The 19,238-nt window shown below is 66.3% G+C and carries 20 protein-coding genes; 13 read left to right on the top strand and 7 right to left on the bottom strand.

What is annotated here, in order from left to right; translation table 11 throughout:
* Positions 1 to 57: 57 nt before the first annotated feature.
* The 3 genes from AC07Z7_RS02075 to AC07Z7_RS02065 all read right to left on the bottom strand — a co-directional run bounded on the left by AC07Z7_RS02075 (position 58) and on the right by AC07Z7_RS02065 (position 3,511).
* Positions 58 to 1,464 (bottom strand): CmpA/NrtA family ABC transporter substrate-binding protein, encoded by a 1,407-nt coding sequence (locus tag AC07Z7_RS02075; protein WP_494765157.1) that lies wholly within the window; start codon positions 1,462 to 1,464, stop codon positions 58 to 60.
* A gap of 146 nt (positions 1,465 to 1,610) precedes the next feature.
* Complete coding sequence (locus tag AC07Z7_RS02070) at positions 1,611 to 2,306, bottom strand: response regulator (protein ID WP_494765156.1); 696 nt, start codon at positions 2,304 to 2,306, stop codon at positions 1,611 to 1,613.
* Positions 2,303 to 3,511: a sensor histidine kinase gene (locus tag AC07Z7_RS02065; RefSeq protein ID WP_494765155.1), complete on the bottom strand. Its 1,209-nt coding sequence runs from the start codon at positions 3,509 to 3,511 to the stop codon at positions 2,303 to 2,305. Before AC07Z7_RS02065 ends, AC07Z7_RS02070 begins: the two co-directional genes overlap by 4 nt.
* Positions 3,512 to 3,601: 90 nt before the next feature.
* Between AC07Z7_RS02065 and AC07Z7_RS02060 the strand changes: the two genes are divergently transcribed.
* From AC07Z7_RS02060 to AC07Z7_RS02050, 3 genes are read left to right on the top strand one after another with little or no spacing between them, the layout of a single operon-like run.
* Positions 3,602 to 4,453, top strand: a complete 852-nt coding sequence (locus AC07Z7_RS02060; RefSeq protein WP_494765154.1) for an ABC transporter permease — start codon at positions 3,602 to 3,604, stop codon at positions 4,451 to 4,453.
* Positions 4,450 to 4,965, top strand: coding sequence for a hypothetical protein (locus AC07Z7_RS02055; RefSeq protein WP_494765153.1), 516 nt, complete (start codon positions 4,450 to 4,452; stop codon positions 4,963 to 4,965). The genes AC07Z7_RS02060 and AC07Z7_RS02055 overlap by 4 nt, the downstream gene beginning before the upstream one ends.
* Positions 4,962 to 6,314, top strand: a complete 1,353-nt coding sequence (locus AC07Z7_RS02050) for a GAF domain-containing protein (RefSeq protein ID WP_494765166.1) — start codon at positions 4,962 to 4,964, stop codon at positions 6,312 to 6,314. Before AC07Z7_RS02055 ends, AC07Z7_RS02050 begins: the two co-directional genes overlap by 4 nt.
* 27 nt (positions 6,315 to 6,341) lie before the next feature.
* Here the strand turns inward: AC07Z7_RS02050 and AC07Z7_RS02045 are convergent, their stop codons facing one another.
* Both AC07Z7_RS02045 and AC07Z7_RS02040 read right to left on the bottom strand, forming a co-directional pair.
* Positions 6,342 to 7,079 carry a hemerythrin domain-containing protein gene (locus tag AC07Z7_RS02045; RefSeq protein WP_494765152.1) on the bottom strand — a complete coding sequence of 246 codons (738 nt, stop codon included), beginning with the start codon at positions 7,077 to 7,079 and terminating at the stop codon, positions 6,342 to 6,344.
* A 190-nt stretch (positions 7,080 to 7,269) separates the two neighbouring features.
* The gene (locus AC07Z7_RS02040) at positions 7,270 to 8,859 is read right to left on the bottom strand and encodes a GMC family oxidoreductase (RefSeq protein WP_494765151.1); all 1,590 of its coding nucleotides are present in this window, start codon (positions 8,857 to 8,859) and stop codon (positions 7,270 to 7,272) included.
* Between the two features lie 129 nt (positions 8,860 to 8,988).
* Here AC07Z7_RS02040 and AC07Z7_RS02035 point away from each other — a divergent pair, with 129 nt between their 5' ends.
* The 10 genes from AC07Z7_RS02035 to AC07Z7_RS01990 all read left to right on the top strand — a co-directional run bounded on the left by AC07Z7_RS02035 (position 8,989) and on the right by AC07Z7_RS01990 (position 17,892).
* Positions 8,989 to 9,837: a 3-hydroxybutyryl-CoA dehydrogenase gene (locus tag AC07Z7_RS02035; protein WP_015012375.1), complete on the top strand. Its 849-nt coding sequence runs from the start codon at positions 8,989 to 8,991 to the stop codon at positions 9,835 to 9,837.
* Positions 9,838 to 9,918: 81 nt separating this feature from the next.
* On the top strand, positions 9,919 to 10,737 hold the full coding sequence (locus tag AC07Z7_RS02030) for a crotonase/enoyl-CoA hydratase family protein (protein ID WP_494765150.1): 819 nt from the start codon (positions 9,919 to 9,921) through the stop codon (positions 10,735 to 10,737).
* A 271-nt stretch (positions 10,738 to 11,008) separates the two neighbouring features.
* A complete protein-coding gene (locus AC07Z7_RS02025; RefSeq protein WP_209816363.1) occupies positions 11,009 to 11,473 on the top strand; it encodes a MarR family winged helix-turn-helix transcriptional regulator in 465 nt (154 codons plus the stop codon).
* Between the two features lie 83 nt (positions 11,474 to 11,556).
* On the top strand, positions 11,557 to 11,973 hold the full coding sequence (locus AC07Z7_RS02020; RefSeq protein ID WP_494765149.1) for an organic hydroperoxide resistance protein: 417 nt from the start codon (positions 11,557 to 11,559) through the stop codon (positions 11,971 to 11,973).
* 4 nt (positions 11,974 to 11,977) lie between these two features.
* Positions 11,978 to 12,364, top strand: a complete 387-nt coding sequence (locus tag AC07Z7_RS02015) for a DUF1304 domain-containing protein (protein WP_494765148.1) — start codon at positions 11,978 to 11,980, stop codon at positions 12,362 to 12,364.
* 134 nt (positions 12,365 to 12,498) lie between these two features.
* Positions 12,499 to 13,257 carry a metallophosphoesterase family protein gene (locus AC07Z7_RS02010; protein WP_056745617.1) on the top strand — a complete coding sequence of 253 codons (759 nt, stop codon included), beginning with the start codon at positions 12,499 to 12,501 and terminating at the stop codon, positions 13,255 to 13,257.
* Position 13,258: 1 nt separating this feature from the next.
* Positions 13,259 to 14,695 (top strand): serine/threonine protein kinase, encoded by a 1,437-nt coding sequence (locus AC07Z7_RS02005; RefSeq protein ID WP_494765147.1) that lies wholly within the window; start codon positions 13,259 to 13,261, stop codon positions 14,693 to 14,695.
* A gap of 97 nt (positions 14,696 to 14,792) precedes the next feature.
* Positions 14,793 to 15,887: a DUF2855 family protein gene (locus tag AC07Z7_RS02000; RefSeq protein ID WP_494765146.1), complete on the top strand. Its 1,095-nt coding sequence runs from the start codon at positions 14,793 to 14,795 to the stop codon at positions 15,885 to 15,887.
* A gap of 44 nt (positions 15,888 to 15,931) precedes the next feature.
* Positions 15,932 to 16,990 carry a serine/threonine protein kinase gene (locus AC07Z7_RS01995; protein ID WP_494765145.1) on the top strand — a complete coding sequence of 353 codons (1,059 nt, stop codon included), beginning with the start codon at positions 15,932 to 15,934 and terminating at the stop codon, positions 16,988 to 16,990.
* A gap of 155 nt (positions 16,991 to 17,145) precedes the next feature.
* Positions 17,146 to 17,892: a response regulator transcription factor gene (locus AC07Z7_RS01990; protein WP_494765144.1), complete on the top strand. Its 747-nt coding sequence runs from the start codon at positions 17,146 to 17,148 to the stop codon at positions 17,890 to 17,892.
* 26 nt (positions 17,893 to 17,918) lie between these two features.
* On the opposite strand, the gene AC07Z7_RS01985 is transcribed toward AC07Z7_RS01990, so the two are convergent.
* Together AC07Z7_RS01985 and xrtH are read right to left on the bottom strand one after the other, a co-directional pair.
* Positions 17,919 to 18,536 carry an exosortase H-associated membrane protein gene (locus tag AC07Z7_RS01985; protein ID WP_252661810.1) on the bottom strand — a complete coding sequence of 206 codons (618 nt, stop codon included), beginning with the start codon at positions 18,534 to 18,536 and terminating at the stop codon, positions 17,919 to 17,921.
* 26 nt (positions 18,537 to 18,562) lie between these two features.
* Positions 18,563 to 19,168, bottom strand: coding sequence for an exosortase H (gene xrtH, locus AC07Z7_RS01980; RefSeq protein WP_252661812.1), 606 nt, complete (start codon positions 19,166 to 19,168; stop codon positions 18,563 to 18,565).
* Positions 19,169 to 19,238: the final 70 nt, after the last annotated feature.

Here is a 19,238-nt window from a genome sequence, read left to right as displayed (position 1 = left end):
TGCGCTGCAAGGCGAGAGAGGGGTGAAGGCGCGAAGCGGCTCAGGGGGTGCTTCATTTCATGCCGCCTTGCGGATGGGGAAGCTCTTGGCGTACTCGGCCGCCTTGGTGGCATCGAACTCGCGCCCCATGATCTTGAACTTGGGATACGCGCCCTCGGGTACCTTCTGGTCCAGCACTTTCATATGCTTCTTGGCGTCGGTGAGCAAAAACACCTGCTCGGCGATCTGCTGGTAGTTCACATCGCCCTTGACGTAGCCCCAGCGCTGCATCTGCGTGAGCATCCACACCGCCATGCTCTGCCACGGCATAGGGTCAAAGTCGGCACGGTCGGGCACCGACTGGATCTTGCCCAGGCCATCGGCAAAGCGGCCCGTGAGCACCTGCGTGAGCACGGTCTCGGGCTGGTTGAGGTATTGCGCGGGCGCAATCACCTTGGCGATCAGCTCGCGGTTTTCGGGCTTGCGCGCCATGGCGGCCGACGTGAGCACGGCGCGGTAGAGCGCAGCAAAGGTGTTGGGGTTCTGTTGGATGAATTCGGCACTGGTGCCGAACGCGCAGCAGGGGTGGCCATCCCACAGCTCCTTGGTCAGGATGTGCAAAAAGCCGATCTCCTCATACACCGCGCGCTGGTTGAACGGATCGGGGCCCAGGTAGCCGTCGATGTTGCCCGCACGCAGGTTGGCCACCATCTCGGGCGGTGGCACCACGCGGATCTGGATGTCGGTATCGGGGTTCAGTCCATGCTCGGCCACGTAGTAGCGCAGCAAAAAATTGTGCATGCTGAACTCGAACGGCACGGCAAACTTGAAGCCCTTCCACTGCTTGGGATCGCGCTTGTCCTTGTGCTTGTTGGCCAGCGTGATAGCCTGCCCGTTGGTGTTCTGGATGGTCGCCACTTTCATCGGCACGGCGTTGGAGCCCACCCCCATCGAGATCGCCAGCGGCATGGGACTCAGGAAGTGCGTGGCGTCGTACTCCTTGTTCATCATCTTGTCGCGGATCAGCGCCCAGCCTGCTGTCTTGGTGACCTCCACGTTCAGGCCCTGCTTGCTATAAAAGCCCAGCGGGTGGGCCATGATCAGCGGCGTGGCGCAGGTGATCGGGATGAAGCCGATCTTGAGGTTGGTCTTCTCCAGTGCGCCTTGCTTCTCTTGCGCCATGGCCTGCAGGCTGGCCACAGGCAACACGCTGGCAATGGCCGCCATGGCAGTGCCCTTGCCCACGGCTTTGATGAAGCGGCGGCGCACCGCGTCTTGCGGAAACAGCGCCTTGACCAGGGTGGCCTCGATGAACTCGTTGCTGTAGGCCTCGAACTCGCTCGTGAGGCTGCGTTCGCGCAGCTGGGCGGCGGCAGCGTCGGCTGCGACTTCGGCATGGTGGTCGGCCACCGTATGGTCGCGACCACAGCTGCATTTCAGCATCAACGGGCGGTCGGCATCGTAGGGCGAGAAGAATTCGGACATGGCACACCTCGAAGAAGTTGGTGCCGGGCATTACGCAAAGCATGGGCCAGTTGTGGCCCTGGCCGCCCCTGTGTCATGAATTCGTGGGTGTGGCGTCTACAGCGTGTAGGGCCAGCACTACAAATCGGGCATGCGACGCACCGAATTCACTCTGCCGGTGCGCCACGCGCCAGCAGCGCCAGCTCCACATCGTTGCGCGCGCCGGTCTTTTCGAGGATGCGGGCGCGGTAGGTGCTCACCGTGTTGGGCGCAAGCTTGAGCTGCGCACCAATTTCGCTCACGCTCTGCCCGGCTGTGAGCAGGCGGAACACCTGGTGCTCCCGGTACGAGAGCGCGTCCACCCCGGCGGGTACGCCCTGTTGCGCTGCGCGCACCACCCCGGTGCGTTCCACCGCGCCCGCCAAGGCCAAGGCCGTGGCCTCGGTCAGATAGCGCCCACCCGCCGCCACCTTGCGCACGGCGGCCACCATGTCGTCGGGGTCAGCGCTTTTGTGCAGGTAGCCCGCTGCGCCCATCTGGATGCAGCGCACCGCGTATTGCCGTTCGGGGTAGGTGCTGAGCATCAGCACCGGCAATGCAGGCCAGGCCTTGCGCAGCGCCTGCAGCACTTCAAGGCCGTCCATGCCCGGCATGGCGATGTCCAGCAACACCAGGTCCAGGCCCGGTGCGCCCGTGGCACCCCGCAGCGCTGTGACCTGCTCCAGCACCTCGCTGCCCTGGGTGGCCTCGGCCACCACGGTGATCTCGGGCGCACCGTTGGCCGGGTCGCCCAGCACCTGCTTGAGCCCTTCCCGCACGATGCGGTGGTCATCCCCGATCAACACGCGAACCACGGAATTCATGACAGCTCCAGAGGAATCAGCAATTGCAGGCACGAGCCCTGCCCCGGCTCGCTGGTGATGGTCAGCTGGCCCCCCAGCTGCCGCGCCCGCTCGCGCATGCCCATCACCCCATAGGCGGTGGGCGCCTCCAGCGCCTGGCGGGTAGCGCCCACACCGTTGTCACGCACACGCAGTTGCAGCACATCGTCCTGCACGTCGATGGCAATGTCGATGGCGCTGGCCTGCGCGTGCCGGCCCACATTGCTCAGCATCTCCTGAAAGATGCGGAACACCGCGATGGCTGCGGGCTCGGGCAGGTGCAGGGTGGCAGGCACCTCCATGTGCCACGCCAGCTCCAGCTCGGCCGACGGCACAAACTCCTGCGCCTGCCACTCCAGCGCCGCCCACAGGCCTTGGTGGTCCAGGATGCTGGGGCGCAGGTCGGTGATGATGCGGCCCACGTTGTCCACGGCGTTTTCGATCAGGCGGCTCATGTTCTGGCACTTGCAGCGCATCTGGGTGCGCATGTCGCCTGCGGCCTCGGGCGTGCGCTCGCCCTGCTCGCCCAGGCGCTTGTGCAGCCAGTTCACATCCATCTTCAGCGCCACCAGCAGGCTGCCCAGCTCGTCGTGCACCTCGCGGGCGATGCGGGTGCGTTCGTCTTCGCGCACCTGCTCTGAGTAGGCCGACAGCTCGCGCAGCTGCGCCAGTGCCTGCGACAGCTCCTGGGTGCGCGCGGCCACGCGGCGCTCCAGCTCGTCATTGGCGCGGGCCAGGTCGTCGTGCGCGCGCTGCAGCTCGTCGGCAGCGCGTTTGCGGCTGGTGATGTCCACAAAGGCGATCACGGCGCCGTGCACCTGGTCGCCCTCCAGGATGGGGTGGCTGGAATACTCCACGGCAAACGCCGAGCCATCGCGGCGCCAGAACACCTCGGTATCCACCCGGCAAGGCAGGCCTTGGCGGAACGCGTTGAAGATGGGGCAGTCGCTGTCGGCATACGGGCTGCCGTCAGGGTGGCTGTGGTGGGTGAGCGCGTGCATGTTGCGCCCCATCACCTCATCGGCCGCAAAGCCCAGCATCTGTGCACCCGCCCGGTTGATGAACACGCAGTTGCCCGCCAGGTCGATGCCGAACACCCCCTCGCCCGTGGATTCCAGCAGCAGCCCCAGGCGGTTTTGCCAGAGGGCACTGGCACCGGCAGGCAGGTTCAGGACATGGGTGGGCATGGCAGCTCCCAAGCAATGGACGTGCCCAGTGGGCGGGCAGGAACACATCGGGGACTGTGCGCCCGACCGCCAACATCGCACAATAAGCGGATGCAAACCGTTACCCCGTCCTCCGTGGCCACTGTGGCCCCGCCCCCGCCGTCGGTATGGCGCCCGCCCAGCCTGTCCGTGCGCTGGTGGCCCGTGTTCCTGCGCAACCTGCTGGTCTGGCGCAAGCTGGCGATCCCCAGCCTGGTGGGCAATATTGCCGAGCCGCTGATGTGGCTGGTGGCCTTTGGCTACGGCATGGGGGCCCTGGTGGGGCAGGTGAACGTGGGCGGCGCGGCGGGCGACACCAAGGTGCCCTACATCCTGTTCCTGGCCAGCGGCTCCATCTGCATGAGCGCCATGAACGCGGCCAGCTTTGAGGCGCTGTACTCGGCCTTCTCGCGCATGCATGTGCAAAAGACCTGGGACGGCATCATGAACGCGCCGGTCAGCCTGGACGACGTGGTGCTGGCCGAGATGCTGTGGGCGGCGTTCAAGGCGCTGTTCACCGTGACGGCCATCCTGGGCGTGATGCTGGCACTAGGCATCAGCCACAGCCCCAAGCTGCTGGTGGCCTGGCCGGTACTGCTGTTTGTCGGCATCATGTTCTCCAGCATCGCGCTCATCTTCAACGCCCTGGCCAAGGGGTATGACTTTTTCACCTACTACTTCACGCTGGTGCTCACGCCCATGATGTTTCTCTCGGGCGTGTTCTTCCCGCGCGAGCAGTTGCCCCCCATTGTGCGCGCCATCTCCGACTGGCTGCCGCTGACCAACGCGGTTGAGCTGGTGCGCCCGCTGTTCATGGACCAGTGGCCCGCCCACCCGTGGCGCCACGGCCTGGTGCTGATGGTGACCACCCTGGCGGCCTTCTGGGTGGCCCTGGCCCTGACCCGCAAGCGCTTCAAGGCATGACCGCACTGCTCGGCCCCAGCCATATCGCCATGGTGGCCAAGGGCGTATCGGCCATCGTGGCGTCCCGCGATGCGGCCCTGCGCCCGAGCATCATGCGGGCCGTGGGCAGCCACATCAGCGGCGATGGGCGGGAGGTCACGGTGTACCTGCGGCGCAGCCAGTCCGAACAATTGCTGCAGGACATTGCGCACACCGGAGAGATTGCCGTGGTGTTCAGCGTGCCGTCCACCCACCAGACGCTGCAGCTCAAGGCCCGCCGGGCCACGCAGCGCCCGGCCCATGACGGCGACTTGCCCGTGTTGCAGGCCTACCTGCAGTCCATGGTGCAGGAGGTGGGCCAGGTCGGTTACGGGCCGCAGTATGTGGGCGCCATGCTGGCAGCGCCGCTGCAGGATGTGGTGGCCGTGAGCTTCACGCCCACCAGCGCGTTCGACCAGACACCGGGCCCGCGCGCAGGCGCGGAGTTGTGTTCGCCACCCACATCACCCTCACCACCTGCGCCGCAGCCATGAGCCCCGCAGCGCCGTCCCTGCACAGCATCCGCCCCTGCCTGGAGGGGGCGATTCCCGCCATCATGGCGACCTGCGACCCCGACGGCACACCCAACGTGGCCTACATCTCGCAGGTGGTCTATGTGGATGCGGCGCATGTGGCGCTGTCATTCCAGTTCTTCAACAAGACCCGCCAGAACATCCTGCGCAACCCGCGCGCGTCCGTGCTGGTGCTGGACCCGCTCACCGCCCATTTCTACCGCCTGCACCTGCTGTACGAGCGCACCGAGGACAGCGGCCCGGTGTTCGAGAGCATGCGCGCGCAGCTGGCGGGCATTGCGTCGCATGCGGGCATGGCCGAGGTGTTTGAACTCAAAGGGGCCGACATCTACGCTGTGGAGCGCATCGAATCGGTAGCGGGCGAAGGCCTGCCGGCACCGGCGCCGCGTTCCGGGTTGCTGCACACGCTGCGCCTGTGCAGCGAGAGCATCGCGCGCTGCTCAGGGCTGGACGAATTGCTGCAAGGCGCGCTGCAGGGCCTGCAGGACAAGCTGGGCATCGAACACACGATGGTGCTGATGCTGGACGCCAGCGCCCAGCAGCTCTACACGGTGGCCAGCTGCGGCTACGCCACGTCGGGCGTGGGTTCAGAAATCCGGCTGGGTCAGGGAGTGATCGGCATGGCCGCGCGCGAGCGCACGCCGGTGCGCATCAGCCACATGACGCACGCCGCGCTGTACAGCCATGCCATCCGCGAAAGTATGGACGCGCATGCCGCGCCCGATGCGCCCCCGTTGCGTGGCATGGATATCCCCTACCCTGGCCTGCCAGAACCGCACAGCCAGGTGGCGGTGCCGCTGCTGTCGGCCGGGCGCCTGCTGGGTGTGCTGTTTGCCGAGAGCCCCGAGGACATGCGCTTTGGCTTCGAGGATGAAGACCTGCTGGTGGCCATTGCAGGCCAGCTGGCGGCCGCCATCGACCTGCTGCAGGCCGCGCCCGATGCGCCCGAGCCGCTGCCTACTCCAACGGCGGCACCGCCGGTGAGCGGCAGCGCGCTGCGGGTGCGCCACTTTGCGGCCAACGACAGCGTATTCATCAACGACGACTACCTGATCAAGGGCGTGGCGGGCGCCATCATCTGGAAGCTGCTGCGCGACCACCAGCACACCGGGCGCGTGGACTTCACCAACCGCGAGCTGCGGCTGGACCCCGCCCTGCGCCTGCCCGATGTGGCCGACAACCTGGAGGCCCGCCTGCTGTTGCTGCAGCGCCGCCTGCAGGAGAACTGCCCGCACATCCACATCGAAAAGACAGGGCGCGGGCGCTTTCGGCTGTGTGTGCTGCGCCCCGTGGTGCTGGAAGACGCCTGACGCCTGCGCGCCGGTGGCTCTACATGGTCAATGCACCAGACCCGGTACCACCGGCAGGCCCAGGCTGCGCATGAGCTTGGTCCACTCGGGCTGCGTGAGATGCGGCTGCACTTGCGCCAGCACCGCTGCCAGCACAGGGGCAGGCGCATGTTGCTGCATGTCCGACAGCATGGCCGTGCGCTCGGCGGGTGACATGTAGGGCACCATCCAGCGGGCTACCACCATCATTTCGTGCGGCGGGATCGAGGCCACCAGCGCATCGTGCACGCCCGCCAGTTCCGCGTCGGTGTAGCACTGCCACAGCACGCGGTTGTGCGCAGTCTCTTCCTCGTGCATGTGCTCGAAGTTGTGCGCCACAAACAGCGCCAGCTGGCGGTATAGGGCCAGGGTGGCTGCAGCTCGTGCTGGCTTGGCACAGGCCATCAGGTGGTTTACGCCGTCTGCCAAAGCGACGATGGCCTGTTCGTGCTCCAGATGTTCACCGGCAATGCTCTGGCTGGAGCCGGGCTGGCGCGCCTCCATGGCTGCGTGCACAAACTGGTTCTCGTGGTGCAGGTGCGCGCGGCACAGGTCCAGCAGCTGCATCACGCGGTCGCAGGTCTGGGCAAACTCCAGGTCGTCGTCCACATCCATGCGGCCCAGGCCCAGCAGCGTGTCGGCCATAAAGGCGCGCAGCGCCTTGTGGATGCTGGCGTACATGTCCATGCGGGGCGCAACGGGCTGGGCTTGGGTCAGTGCGGCAATTTCGCGGGCATCAATCTTCATGTGCTTCTTTCATGGCCTCGTGGGGCCTCTCGACACCCTGCTTTGAGGGGTGCCGGGCCGGGTGCACCATGCACCCGCTTCCATGAAAAGAAGTCTAGGAACGCGCGGCCGTTTTGCCTGTTAAAAACTCCTTAAGCAGACCTTCTGCGAACCTTAAAAATCGCGTTCAGCGCCGCAAACGTGAATTCCTTCACACCCGCGCACGCAGCAGGTCCACCGCCTTCTCCGCAATCATCACCGTGGGCGCATTGGTGTTGCCGCTCACGATGCGCGGCATGATGGATGCATCCACCACGCGCAGGCCCGCGAGGCCATGCACACGCAGTTCGGCATCCACCACATCCAGCGGCCCAGGCCCCATGCGGCAGGTACCCACGGGGTGGTAGATGGTGTCGGCGTACTGGCGGATGAACTGCTCGATCTCGGCATCGGTGCGCGCATTGGCCGAGGCCGCCAGCTCCTTGGCGCCGAACTTCGCGAGCGCTGGTTGCGACAGGATGGCGCGGGTCTGCTTGAAGCCGCGCACCATGCGCGCCATGTCGTCAGGGTCGGCCAGGAAGTTCGGGTCCACCAAGGGCAAGGCCATGGGGTCGCGGCTGGCCAGCGTGACCGAGCCCCGGCTCTTGGGCTGCAGCAGGCACACATGGGCCGAGTAGCCGTGGCCGAACACGGTCTTGCGCCCGTGGTCCACCAGCTTGCCGATCACAAAGTGCAGTTGCAGGTCGGGTTCTGACTCGGATGGGTCGCTCTTGATGAAGCCCCCCGCCTCGGCAAAGTTGGTGGTCAACATGCCGGTGCGGTGCTTGCGCCATTCGACAATGCCGCGCAGCGTCTGCACCATGCCAGACAGCGACAGGCCGAACAGGTCCTTCAGATCGGGAGCGTCCAGCACCTGCACTACGTCGGGATGGTCGTGCAGATGCTGGCCCACGCCGGGCAGGTCGCGCCGCACCGGGATGCCATGCTGCTGCAAATGCGCGGCAGGCCCCACGCCCGACAGCATCAGCAGCTGCGGCGACAGCAGCGCGCCCGCACTCAGCAGCACTTCGCGCCCGGCGCGCACCTGCTTGAGCGCACCGCCCTGGCGGTATTCCACACCCACGGCGCGCGTGCCCTCGAACAGGATGCGCGTGGCATGGGCGCATGTGATGACCTGCAGGTTGGAGCGCGCAAGGTGCGGCGTGAGGTAGCCCTTGGCCGCGCTGTGGCGCTCGCCGTTCTTGTGCGTGACCTGGTACAGGCCCACGCCTTCCTGCGTGGCACCGTTGAAGTCGGTGTTGTGCGGATACCCCGCCTGCACACCCGCTTCGGTGAAGTGGTGGCTGAAGCGGTTGGTCGAGCGCAGGTCCGCCACGTTGAAGGGGCCGCCCTGGGCGTGCCAGGCATTAGCACCGCGCTCGTTGTTCTCGGCGCGCAGGAAGTAGGGCTTCACATCCTCCCAGCCCCAGCCCGGGTTGCCCTGCGCGGCCCAGTGGTCGTAGTCGGCATGCTGGCCCCGGATGTAGACCATGGCGTTGATGGAGCTGGAGCCCCCCAGCACCTTGCCGCGTGGCTGATAGCCGCGCCGGTTGTTCAGCGCCGCCTGCGGCGTGGTGTTGAAGCCCCAGCCGTTCAGCTCGAACTTGGCCATCACGGCCAGCCCGGCCGGGCAGTGGATGAGCACGCTGTTGTCGGCAGGCCCCGCCTCCAGCAGGCACACGCGCACGGCGGGGTTCTCAGTCAGGCGCCCGGCCAGCACAGAGCCTGCCGAGCCGCCGCCGATCACGATGTAGTCGAACATGTTGTGGTGTCTCCTCCGCCATGCTGCGCAGCGGTTTGTTGGTTCAGGTTTGACGCACGATAACCGAACGGTCGTGCGATTCGCCTTACCATTCCGTCCATCCGTTTCACTTTGAAGAGGGCTCTCTATATGACGATTCAGACCGTAGGCATCATCGGCGCAGGCACCATGGGCAACGGCATTGCACAGGCCTGTGCGGTGTCGGGCATCAACGTGGTGATGGTCGATATCTCGGATGCTGCAGTGCAAAAAGGCCTGGCCACCGTGGCCGGCAGCCTGGACCGCCTGATCAAGAAGGAAAAGATCAGCGAAGCCGACAAGGCGGCGGCCCTGGCGCGCATCAAGACTTCCACCAGCTACGACGACCTGAAGGCCGCGCAGCTCGTGATCGAGGCCGCCACCGAAAACTACGAGCTCAAGCTCAAGATCCTCAAGCAGGTGGACGCCATCGTGGCGCCCGAGGTGATCATTGCCTCGAACACCTCTTCGATCTCCATCACCAAGCTGGCCGCCGCCACCAGCCGCGCCGACCGCTTCATCGGCATGCACTTCTTCAACCCCGTGCCCATGATGGCGCTGGTGGAAATCATCCGCGGCCTGCAGACCAGCGACGCCACGCACGACGCCGTGAAGGCCTTGGCCGAGGCGCTGGGCAAGAGCCCCATCACCGTGAAGAACGCGCCCGGCTTTGTGGTCAACCGCATCCTGGTGCCCATGATCAACGAGGCCTTCTTCGTGCTGGCCGAAGGTTTGGCCACGCCCGAGGACATCGACGCCGGCATGAAGCTGGGCTGCAACCAGCCCATCGGCCCGCTGGCGTTGGCCGACATGATTGGTCTGGATGTGTGCCTGGCCGTGATGGATGTGTACCTGACCGAGTTTGGCGACAGCAAGTACCGCCCCTGCCCACTGCTCAAGGAAATGGTGGCCGCCGGCCGCCTGGGCCGCAAGACGGGCCAGGGCGTCTACACCTACTGACGGCCCTCAGCGCGCTGTCCCTCGGGGGACGGCGCGCAGTTTCCATTGCGTTTTCAATCATGGGCCAGGAGACCTGCGCCCATGACAAACATCACCCCCACCACGCCCCCGCCCGAGGGCAACATCGACACCCAGGTCATCGGCCATGTGCTGCTGATCGGCATCAACCGGCCTGCCAAGCGCAATGGCTGGACGCCCCCCATGTTCCGCCAGCTGGCCGAGGCCTATACCCGGCTGGACGACGACCCGCGGCTCCGCGTGGGCGTGCTGCATGCGTTTGGCGACCACTTCACCGCAGGGCTCGACCTGCCCGCCGTGAGCGCCTACATGCAGCGCGGCGAAAAAGCCATCCCCGAAGGCCTGGTGGAGCCGCACGACTACGGCCTGCCTGGCTACCGGCGCCGCACCAAGCCCATGGTGGTGGCGGTCAAGGGCATCTGCTTCACCGTGGGCATCGAGCTGATGCTGGGCGCCGACATCGTGGTGGCGGCCGACAACTGCCGCTTCTCGCAGATGGAAGTGCAGCGCGGCATCATGGCCACGGGCGGCGCCACATTGCGCATGGCAGAGCGTGCGGGCACGGGCAATGCGCTGCTGCACCTGCTGACGGCCGACGAGTTCGGCAGCGCCGAGGCGTACCGGCTGAACTTTGTGCAAAAAGTGGTGCCGACTGGCCAGGAGCTGCAGGAAGCGCTGCAGATTGCCCAGCGCATCGAAGCCCAGGCGCCTCTGGCCGTGGTCGCCACGCGGCTCAACGTGCTCAAGGCCATCGAGCAAGGCCAGGCGGCGGCGGTGGCAGAGTTCATCCCCGTGCAAAAGCAACTGGCCAACAGCGAAGACGCGGCCGAAGGCGTGCGTGCTTTTGTCGAGCGCCGGCCCGCGCAGTTCAGCGGGCGCTGAGGGCCTGGTGGTTCGTCGTCGCCCGAACCCTCACGCGCCAAAATTTCAAGCCCAATCGACCGCCAGCACAGATGAATCATGCACTAGCAGCTCTGCTATTGATAGCAAATTTCTGAGGGTAAAGGGGCACAGCGCCCCTGCCTGCGCCAGCGGGACGCGCGAATAGCACCGATGGCGCAGCGCCGCTTCCCCACCCACCCAATCCCATCCATTAACAAAGTTTTTCACAATTCAATTGCACACAATTGAATTTGCACCCACAATTCACCCCATGCCCAGCCACAGCACGCCCCACACTCCCAGCCCCGCCATCCTGCGGCTGGACAACCAGGTCTGCTTTGCGCTGTATTCCGCCTCGCTGGCGATGACCAAGCTGTATAAGCCCCTGCTCGACCGCATCGGCCTGACCTACCCGCAGTACCTCGTGATGCTGGTGCTGTGGGAACAGGACGGCGTGACCGTGTCCGAGCTGGGCGAGCGCCTGTTTCTCGACTCCGGCACGCTCACGCCGCTGCTCAAGCGCCTGGAGGCGCAGGGCCAGATTGCCCGGCTGCGCGATGTGCAGGACGAGCGCCGCGTGCGCATCACCCTCACGGCCGAGGGCCGCGCTCTGCGCGACCAGGCCGAGGCCATTCCGCAGTGCGTGCTGCAAAGCAGCCAATGCTCGATTGCCGAGCTGACCGCCCTGACCACCGAACTCAAGCAGTTGCGAGACCGGCTCAGCGAGCAACGCTGACGGCCCGCAGAAACACGTAACGATACCGCCAGAACCGATTCCCTCCACCGCCCACCGTGGGCAACAACCGCAAGGAAGACACCATGACCAAGCTCGAAAAAGTCCTGTACACCGCCAAGTCGCACGTGACCGGTGGCCGCGATGGCGCCGCCAAGACCGATGACGGCCGCCTGGACGTCAAGCTGTCCTCGCCCGGCACCGCCGGCACCGGCACCAACCCCGAGCAGCTGTTCGCCTCCGGCTACGCCGCCTGCTTCATCGGCGCCATGAAGGCTGTGGGTGGCAAGATCGGCATCCCCGTGCCGCAGGACGTGTCCATCGACGCCGAAGTGGACCTGGGCCCCATCCCGAACGCCTACGGCATCGCCGCCCGCCTGGCCATCAGCCTGCCCGGCCTGGACAAGGAAACCGCCCAGAAGCTGGTGGACGCAGCCCACCAGGTCTGCCCCTACTCCAACGCCACGCGCGGCAACATCGACGTGACCATCACGATCGTCTAAGACCATGGGCCGCCTGCTGATTCCCCGCATCGCGGTGGCCCTGGTGGCCATCGAGCATGTGTACATCCTCGTGCTCGAAATGTTCTTCTGGAACAAGCCCCTGGGCATGAAAACCTTCAACCTGACCCAGGAGCTGGCCGACGCCACCACCACGCTGGCGGCCAACCAGGGGCTATACAACGGTTTTCTGGCGGCAGGCCTGTTCTGGGGGCTGTTCACCGGCAACCGGGTGTTCAAGATCTTCTTCCTGGCCTGCGTGATCGTGGCCGGGGTGTTTGGCGCCGCCACCGCGGCGCCCAAGATCTTCTTTAGCCAGGCGCTGCCCGCGATCATCGCGCTGGGCCTGGTGCTGGCGCTGGACAAAAAGCCCGTCGCACAGCGCAGCCTCTGAGCTACCAAAACCATAGCTGCCAGCGCTTGATCAACAAGCGCTGGCAGCTATTTTTGCGTTGACGCCGCGCAGGTACTGCCACCTGCAAGCTGGCATTCAGCCATGCGCGCGATGATGGGGTTGGAGACAACCCCATGAAAATCGCCCTGCTGTCCGACATCCATGCCAACCGCCAGGCCCTGGACGCCTGCCTGCAACACGCCCGCGCACAGGGCGCCGAACAATTTGCGCTGCTGGGCGACCTGGTGGGGTACGGCGGCGAGCCCGTGGCCGTGGTGGAGCAGGTGCGCGACCTGGCCCAGCAAGGTGCCCTGTGTGTGCTGGGCAACCACGACGCCATGGCCCTGGCCCCGCCTGCCAACCCACGCAACCGCAGCGAGCTGGGAGCGCAGTGGACACACGACCAGCTCGGCAACAGCCACATCGCCTTTTTGCAGTCGCTGCCGCTCACGGCGCGGCTGGGCAGCAGCGCCTTGCTGGTGCACGCCAGTGCCGACATGCCCGCGCAGTGGCGGTACGTGGAGGACTCCAATGCCGCCGAGCGCAGCATGACGGCCGCCCAGGGCATCGACCCCGCCATCCGCTATGTGTTCTGCGGCCATGTGCACGAGCAGGTGCTGTACTTCCTCACGCCCACCGCCAAGCTGATGCGTTTTGCGCCCGAGCCCGGCGTGCCCGTGCCCGTGCCAACGCACCGCCAGTGGCTGGGCATCGTGGGCTCGGTGGGCCAGCCGCGCGACGGCGATGCACGCGCCATGTACGCGCTGTTCGACGACACCGCCAAGCAAATCACCTTCTACCGCGTGCCCTACGACCACCTGGCCGCCGCCGCTGCCATTCGCGCGGCAGGCCTGCCCGGCTTCTATGCCGACCGCTTGGAAAAGGGCCAGTGAGATGAAGCTGCTGGAACCCGGCACCGAGATCGACGGCTTCCGCGTGGTGGACTGCATCCACGCGGGCGGCATGGCCCACATCTACGCCGTGGAATACGCGCAGGCCGACCGCAGCCCCGGTTTTGCCATGGCGATGAAGATCCCGCGCATGACGGCGGGCGACGGGGCCGAGAACATCGTGAGCTTCGAGGTCGAGCTGCAGATCCTGCCGGTGCTCAGCGGCCCGCATGTGCCGCGTTTTGTAGCGGCGGGCGACCTGATGCGGCTGCCCTACCTGGTCATGGAATACATCCCCGGCCAGACGCTGCAGCACTGGCTGGATGCGCCCGGGCGCTGCGACATCGCCACCATCGCCCGCCTGGGCGCGGCCACGGCGCGCGCCGCGCACAGCCTGCACCAGCAGAACGTGTGCCACCTGGACCTCAAACCTGCCAATGTGCTCGTCAAGGAAGACGGCACGGCCGTGCTGCTGGACTTTGGCCTCTCCTGCCACGCGCATTACCCCGACCTGCTTGCCGAGGAGATGCGCCAGGCCGTGGGCTCGCCCGCCTGGATAGCGCCCGAACAGGTGGTGGGCGTGCGCGGCGACCCGCGCAGCGATATCTTTGCCATCGGCGTGATGCTGTACGAGCTGGCCACGGGCGAGCTGCCCTTTGGCGCACCCACCACCAGCGGCGGCATGCGCCAGCGCCTGTGGATGACGCCCGCGCCGCCGCGCAAGCACCGCGCCGACATCCCGCCCTGGCTGCAGGAGGTCATCCTGCGCTGCCTGGAGCCCGAGGCCGCAAGCCGTTACCCCTCGGCCGCGCACCTGGCGTTTGACCTGTCCAACCCCGAGCAGGTGCTCATCACCGAACGCGGCGAGCGCACCGAGCGTACGCCGCTGCGCACGCACCTGCGCCGCTGGCTGCGCGCAGCGGGCATGCACTACACGCCCAGCCCCCTGCCCTCACAGCAGATCGAGGACACGCCCATCCTGATGGTGGCCGTGCCCCATGCCGACGTGACAGACGCCACACTGTACTCGCTGCGCCAGGCCGTGGGTCGATCATTGGGCATCCGCCCCGGCGCGCGGCTGGCCTGCGTGACGGTGGTGTCGCCCGGCGCCAGCAGCACCAGCGACAGCGAGCGCAGCGAGACCACGCTGCACCGCCAGCACATGGCCCGCCTGCGCCAGTGGGCCCAGGGGCTGGACCTGACCGGGCATGCCGTGAGCTACCACGTGCTGGAAGCCAGCGACGTGGCCCAGGCGCTGGTGCGCTACGCGGCCAGCAACCACGTGAGCATGATGATCCTGGGCGCCGCCACCCACGGGCTGCAGACCCAGCGCTTTTTTGCCACCGTGCCCATGCGCGTGGCGCGCGATGCGCCCTGCACCGTCATCTTGGTCAAGCAGGCGCTGCCTTTCGAGCAACTGGCGCAGCCCACGGCGGACTGAGCCCGTTAGCAATCTGGCGCACCGCCACGCCGCCCACCTGTCGCCCAGGCGGCGCGCATCGCTTGAGCGCGCGCACGCTTTGGTTTAGCGTCGCGGCATGAGCACCACCACCCTCCTCGTGCGCCAGGACCAGCTGGCCACCACCCGCCTGACCACCACCGACGACACCCCGCTGGCCGAGGGCCAGGTCCGCGTGCGGGTCGAGTCGTTTGCCCTCACGGCCAACAACATCACCTACGCCGCGCTGGGGGACATGCTGAACTACTGGCAGTTCTTCCCCACCGGCGAGGCCGGCTGGGGCATCGTGCCCGTGTGGGGCTTTGGCACCGTGGTGCAGTCGCTGCACCCGGCCGTGGCCGTGGGCGAGCGGCTGTATGGCTACTGGCCCATGGCCAGCCAGGCCGTGCTGTCGCCAGAGCGCGTCAACCCCACGGGCTTTAGCGACGGCGCACCGCACCGCGCGGGCCTGCATGCGGTCTACAACCACTACCTGCGCACCAGCACCGACGGGCTGTACCGCGCCGACAACGAAGACGTGCAGGCCCTGCTGCGGCCGCTGTTCATCACCTCGTGGCTCATCGACGACTTTCTGGCCGACCAGCAGTTCTTTGGCGCCCGGCGCATGCTGCTGTCCAGCGCGTCGAGCAAAACCGCCTATGGCACCGCCTTCCAGCTCGCGCAGCGGGAGGGCATCGAGGTCATCGGCCTCACCTCGCCCGGCAACGTGGCGTTTTGCGAAAGCCTGGGCTGCTACCACCGCGTGGTCACCTACGACGCACTGAACACCCTCGACGGCGCCACGCCCAGCGTCTACATCGACTTTGCGGGCAGCGTGGGCCTGCGCCAGCGCATCCATGCCCACTTCACCGGCCTGGCCTACAGCTGCTCGGTGGGTGCGAGCCATGTGGGCGATCTGGGCGGCGCCGGCCAGCTGCCCGGCCCGCGCCCGGTGATGTTCTTTGCGCCCGCCCAGGTCAAAAAGCGCCATACCGACTGGGGCGCGCAGGGCCTGAACGACCGCTTGGTCGCGGCCTGGAACCAGTTCAGCACCGCCGTGTCGGCCGGGCCGCAGCCCTGGCTGGTGGTGCAGCACCATGCGGGGCCCCAGGCCACGCAGGCCCTGTTTGCCACCGTGTTGGCAGGCAGCGGCGACCCACGCGCCGGGCATATCGCCACCCTGCTGCCTGGCTGAAACGCTATGCGCGGCCGGCAAGGGCGCGGCGGCGACAATGGGGCATGACCCCATTGCCCCCCGATACCGCTGCCAACGCCTCGAACGACCAACATCCCTACGCCCGCCTCACCCCCGACCAGGTGCTGGACGCGCTGGCCAGCGTGGGCCTGTACGGCGACGGCCGTCTCATGGCCCTGTCGTCCTACGAAAACCGGGTGTACCAGGCCACGCTGGAAGACGGCCAGCGCGTGGTGGCCAAGTTCTACCGCCCGGGCCGCTGGAGTGAGGCGCAGATCCTCGAAGAACACGCCTTTGCCGCAGAGCTGATGGCGGCCGAGGTGCCCGCCGTGGGCCCGATGGTGCTGAACGGCACCACCCTGCACCAGCACGATGGCTTTGCCTTTTCCGTCAGCCCCTGGCGCGGCGGACGCCAGCCCGAGCTGGACGACTTCGAGGTGCTGGAATGGATCGGCCGCTTTCTGGCCCGCATCCACACCGTGGGCGCCGCCCAGCCCTTTGCCCACCGGCCCACGCTGGACCAGGCCACCTTTGGCACGGCATCGCGCGACTGGCTGCTGATGAACGAGATCATCCCGCTCGACATGCAAGCCGCCTGGAAGACCCAGTGCGACAAAGCTCTCGATTTAATAGCTACCAGCGCATATTCCACCAGCGCCACAGGCCAATTTGGCTTGAATGATGCCACCCAGATCCGCCTGCACGGCGACTGCCACCCCGGCAACATCCTCTGGACCCCGCTGGATGAATGGGGCCGCGGTGGCCCGCACTTTGTGGACCTGGACGACGCGCGCATGGGCCCGGCCGTGCAGGATTTGTGGATGCTGCTGTCGGGCGACCGGCGCCAGCGCACCCACCAGCTCGGTGCGTTGATCGACGGCTACGAACAGTTCCGCAGCTTCGACCGCCGCGAGCTGGCGCTCATCGAGCCGCTGCGCACCTTGCGCCTCATCCACTACAGCGCCTGGCTCGCGCGCCGCTGGCAGGACCCGATCTTCCCCGCCAACTTCCCGTGGTTTGGCAGCAGCGACTACTGGCGCGGGCAGGTGGACATGCTGATCGAGCAGATCGAGGCGATGCTGGAAGACCCGCTGGTGGCCTGAGCAGGGGTGAGCGAGGCCGGGACAAGCCCGGTCCATTGCAAACGATTGTCAACCCCTGCGCACAGCGGCCTGATGTGGGGCACCATCAAGGCACTCCCTCCCACGGGGGTGTTTTGTAGTTGTTTTTCACGGCCCCCGGCCCCGAGCCCACCACCATGCGCATCGCAGTCCTTGACGACGACCTTTTCCTGCTGGAGCAGATCAAGGGCACCTTGGAATGCCACCACCATGTGTGCCACACCTACGCCGACGGCACCAGCCTGCTCAAGGCCCTGCGGCATGACACCTTCGACCTGCTGATCGTGGACTGGCACCTGCCCGACATGGAGGGCACCGAGGTCGTGCAGACCGTGCGCGACATGGGCGGCATGCAGTTGCCCATCCTCTTCATCACCCGCCGCAACGACGAACGCGACGTAATCGAGGCGCTCTCGCGCGGTGCTGACGACTTCATGAGCAAGCCCCTGCGCATGGGCGAGCTCGTGGCCCGCACCACCGCGCTGCTGCGCCGCGCCTACCCCGAAAGCATGGGCGCACGCATGGCCTTCGGCGCCTACAGTTTTGACGCCGACAAGCGCTCCCTGAGCGTGCACGGCCAGCCCATCGAACTCAAGAACCGCGAGTACGAACTGGCCCTGTTCATGTTCCGCAACGCTGGCCGCCTGCTGTCCCGCACACACCTGCGCGAAGCCGTCTGGGGCGACGGCGCCGAAACCCCCTCGCGCTCGCTCGACACCCACATGTCTCGCCTGCGCACCAAGCTGGAACTGACCGAGGACAACGGCTACACGATCTCGGCGATTTATGGGATGGGGTACCGGCTGGATCCTGTGGGCGCACCGGCCCTCCACCGCGCCCCAGCGCAGCAACGCGCAGCGGCCACCGAAACACTTTCAGGATAACGGGCTGCTGTGCCCGCAGGCTAGGCTCAAGGCGAGGACGCAGCAGGCGGCAGCGACTCGCGCCAACTGCGAATCAGCACATCGTTCACGAACTTGCGGTCCATCCAGAGCCACAGCAGGATAGGCACCAGCGTAGGCAACACCAACGAGCCCAGCTGATAGCCATACACAATGGCCTCCATTTGCCACTGGGACACCCTCAGCAGGCGGATGTCGGCCTGGGCAGCCAGCACCATTTGCATCAGGGCGCTCATCGTCAGGCTGAACGCCTGGAACGGAAGCAGCAGGGCATACCCTGCGGCCACCCGGCCCAGGCGCCCCCGACCACGGGCCGCCAGCACCAACGCAATGAAGATCGGCAGCCCGTAGGCATAACGTGCTGTGCTGACATCAATGGTGATCTCCCCACGTCGCCCACCTGCGTCAGGAACGGGCACGGAGATCGCTGTGTCCACCTCCATGTTGCCCGGCGACAAGTGCACCTGCCGCACCCACATGGGCGCACTCTGCTCCAGCGCCATGTGCGAAAGCACCCCCACGGGGTAGGAAGTCCAGGCGGACACCTGCGACCACAGTGCCGTCAGGGCCACGATCCACCCGAAGGCGGACAGCATGAAGATCGTCAAGGGAGAAAGTCGGCGCATGGTCAGTCCGTTCCTTCGCTTTCGGCTCATCGCACCGGCGGCGACAGGTCCAGAGACGCGCTCACCAACGGGCCCGCAGGCTTTGGCGAAGCCGCGGAGTGCGCCGGGGGCGCAGGCGGGTCTTCAGGCGGCGATGGAGGCACGGACGACTCCTGGGACTTGCTGCCTGCGCGCACCCACAGCAGCCAGACAACCAGCACGTCCAGCATGATGAGTGCTTGCCACAAGTACTCGTGCGCAAAGTTGAACACTTGGGTATTCCACTGCCCCAGGTAGAAGAGGCTGATCACCCGCACCACATTGAGCCCTTGCACCGCCAGAAAGCCGACCAACAGCCCCACCAGCTTGTGGCGCCAGGACGAGGGAAAAGCCAGCACGGCTGCAAACAGCACGATGCAGGCTTCGATGCCGTTGCATCCGGGCTCAATCGAAACACCAAACCCGGTCGCGGTGTTCCACAACACCTTGCCCGCCGCCGCAGCCGTTTCATCGAACAGCATGACCAACGCCACGCAGGCGCGCGCCAGCAATGCCGTCCATGGCAGAACTACATGCTGCTGCACCACGCCCAGCATGTTGATGCCAAAAAAGGTGAGCTGAAGCAGTACAAAGGTCAGAAAAAAACGCAGCATGAAAATCTTGGACAACAAAGCCGCCTGCAGAAAATGCAGGCGAAGCCTCCATTATCGACAAACAAAAAAA

The organism is Acidovorax sp. GW101-11A03, from assembly GCF_059424825.1.
Note: the sequence above shows the minus strand (reverse complement) of the source record. Positions and strands in the feature narration are given on the sequence as shown.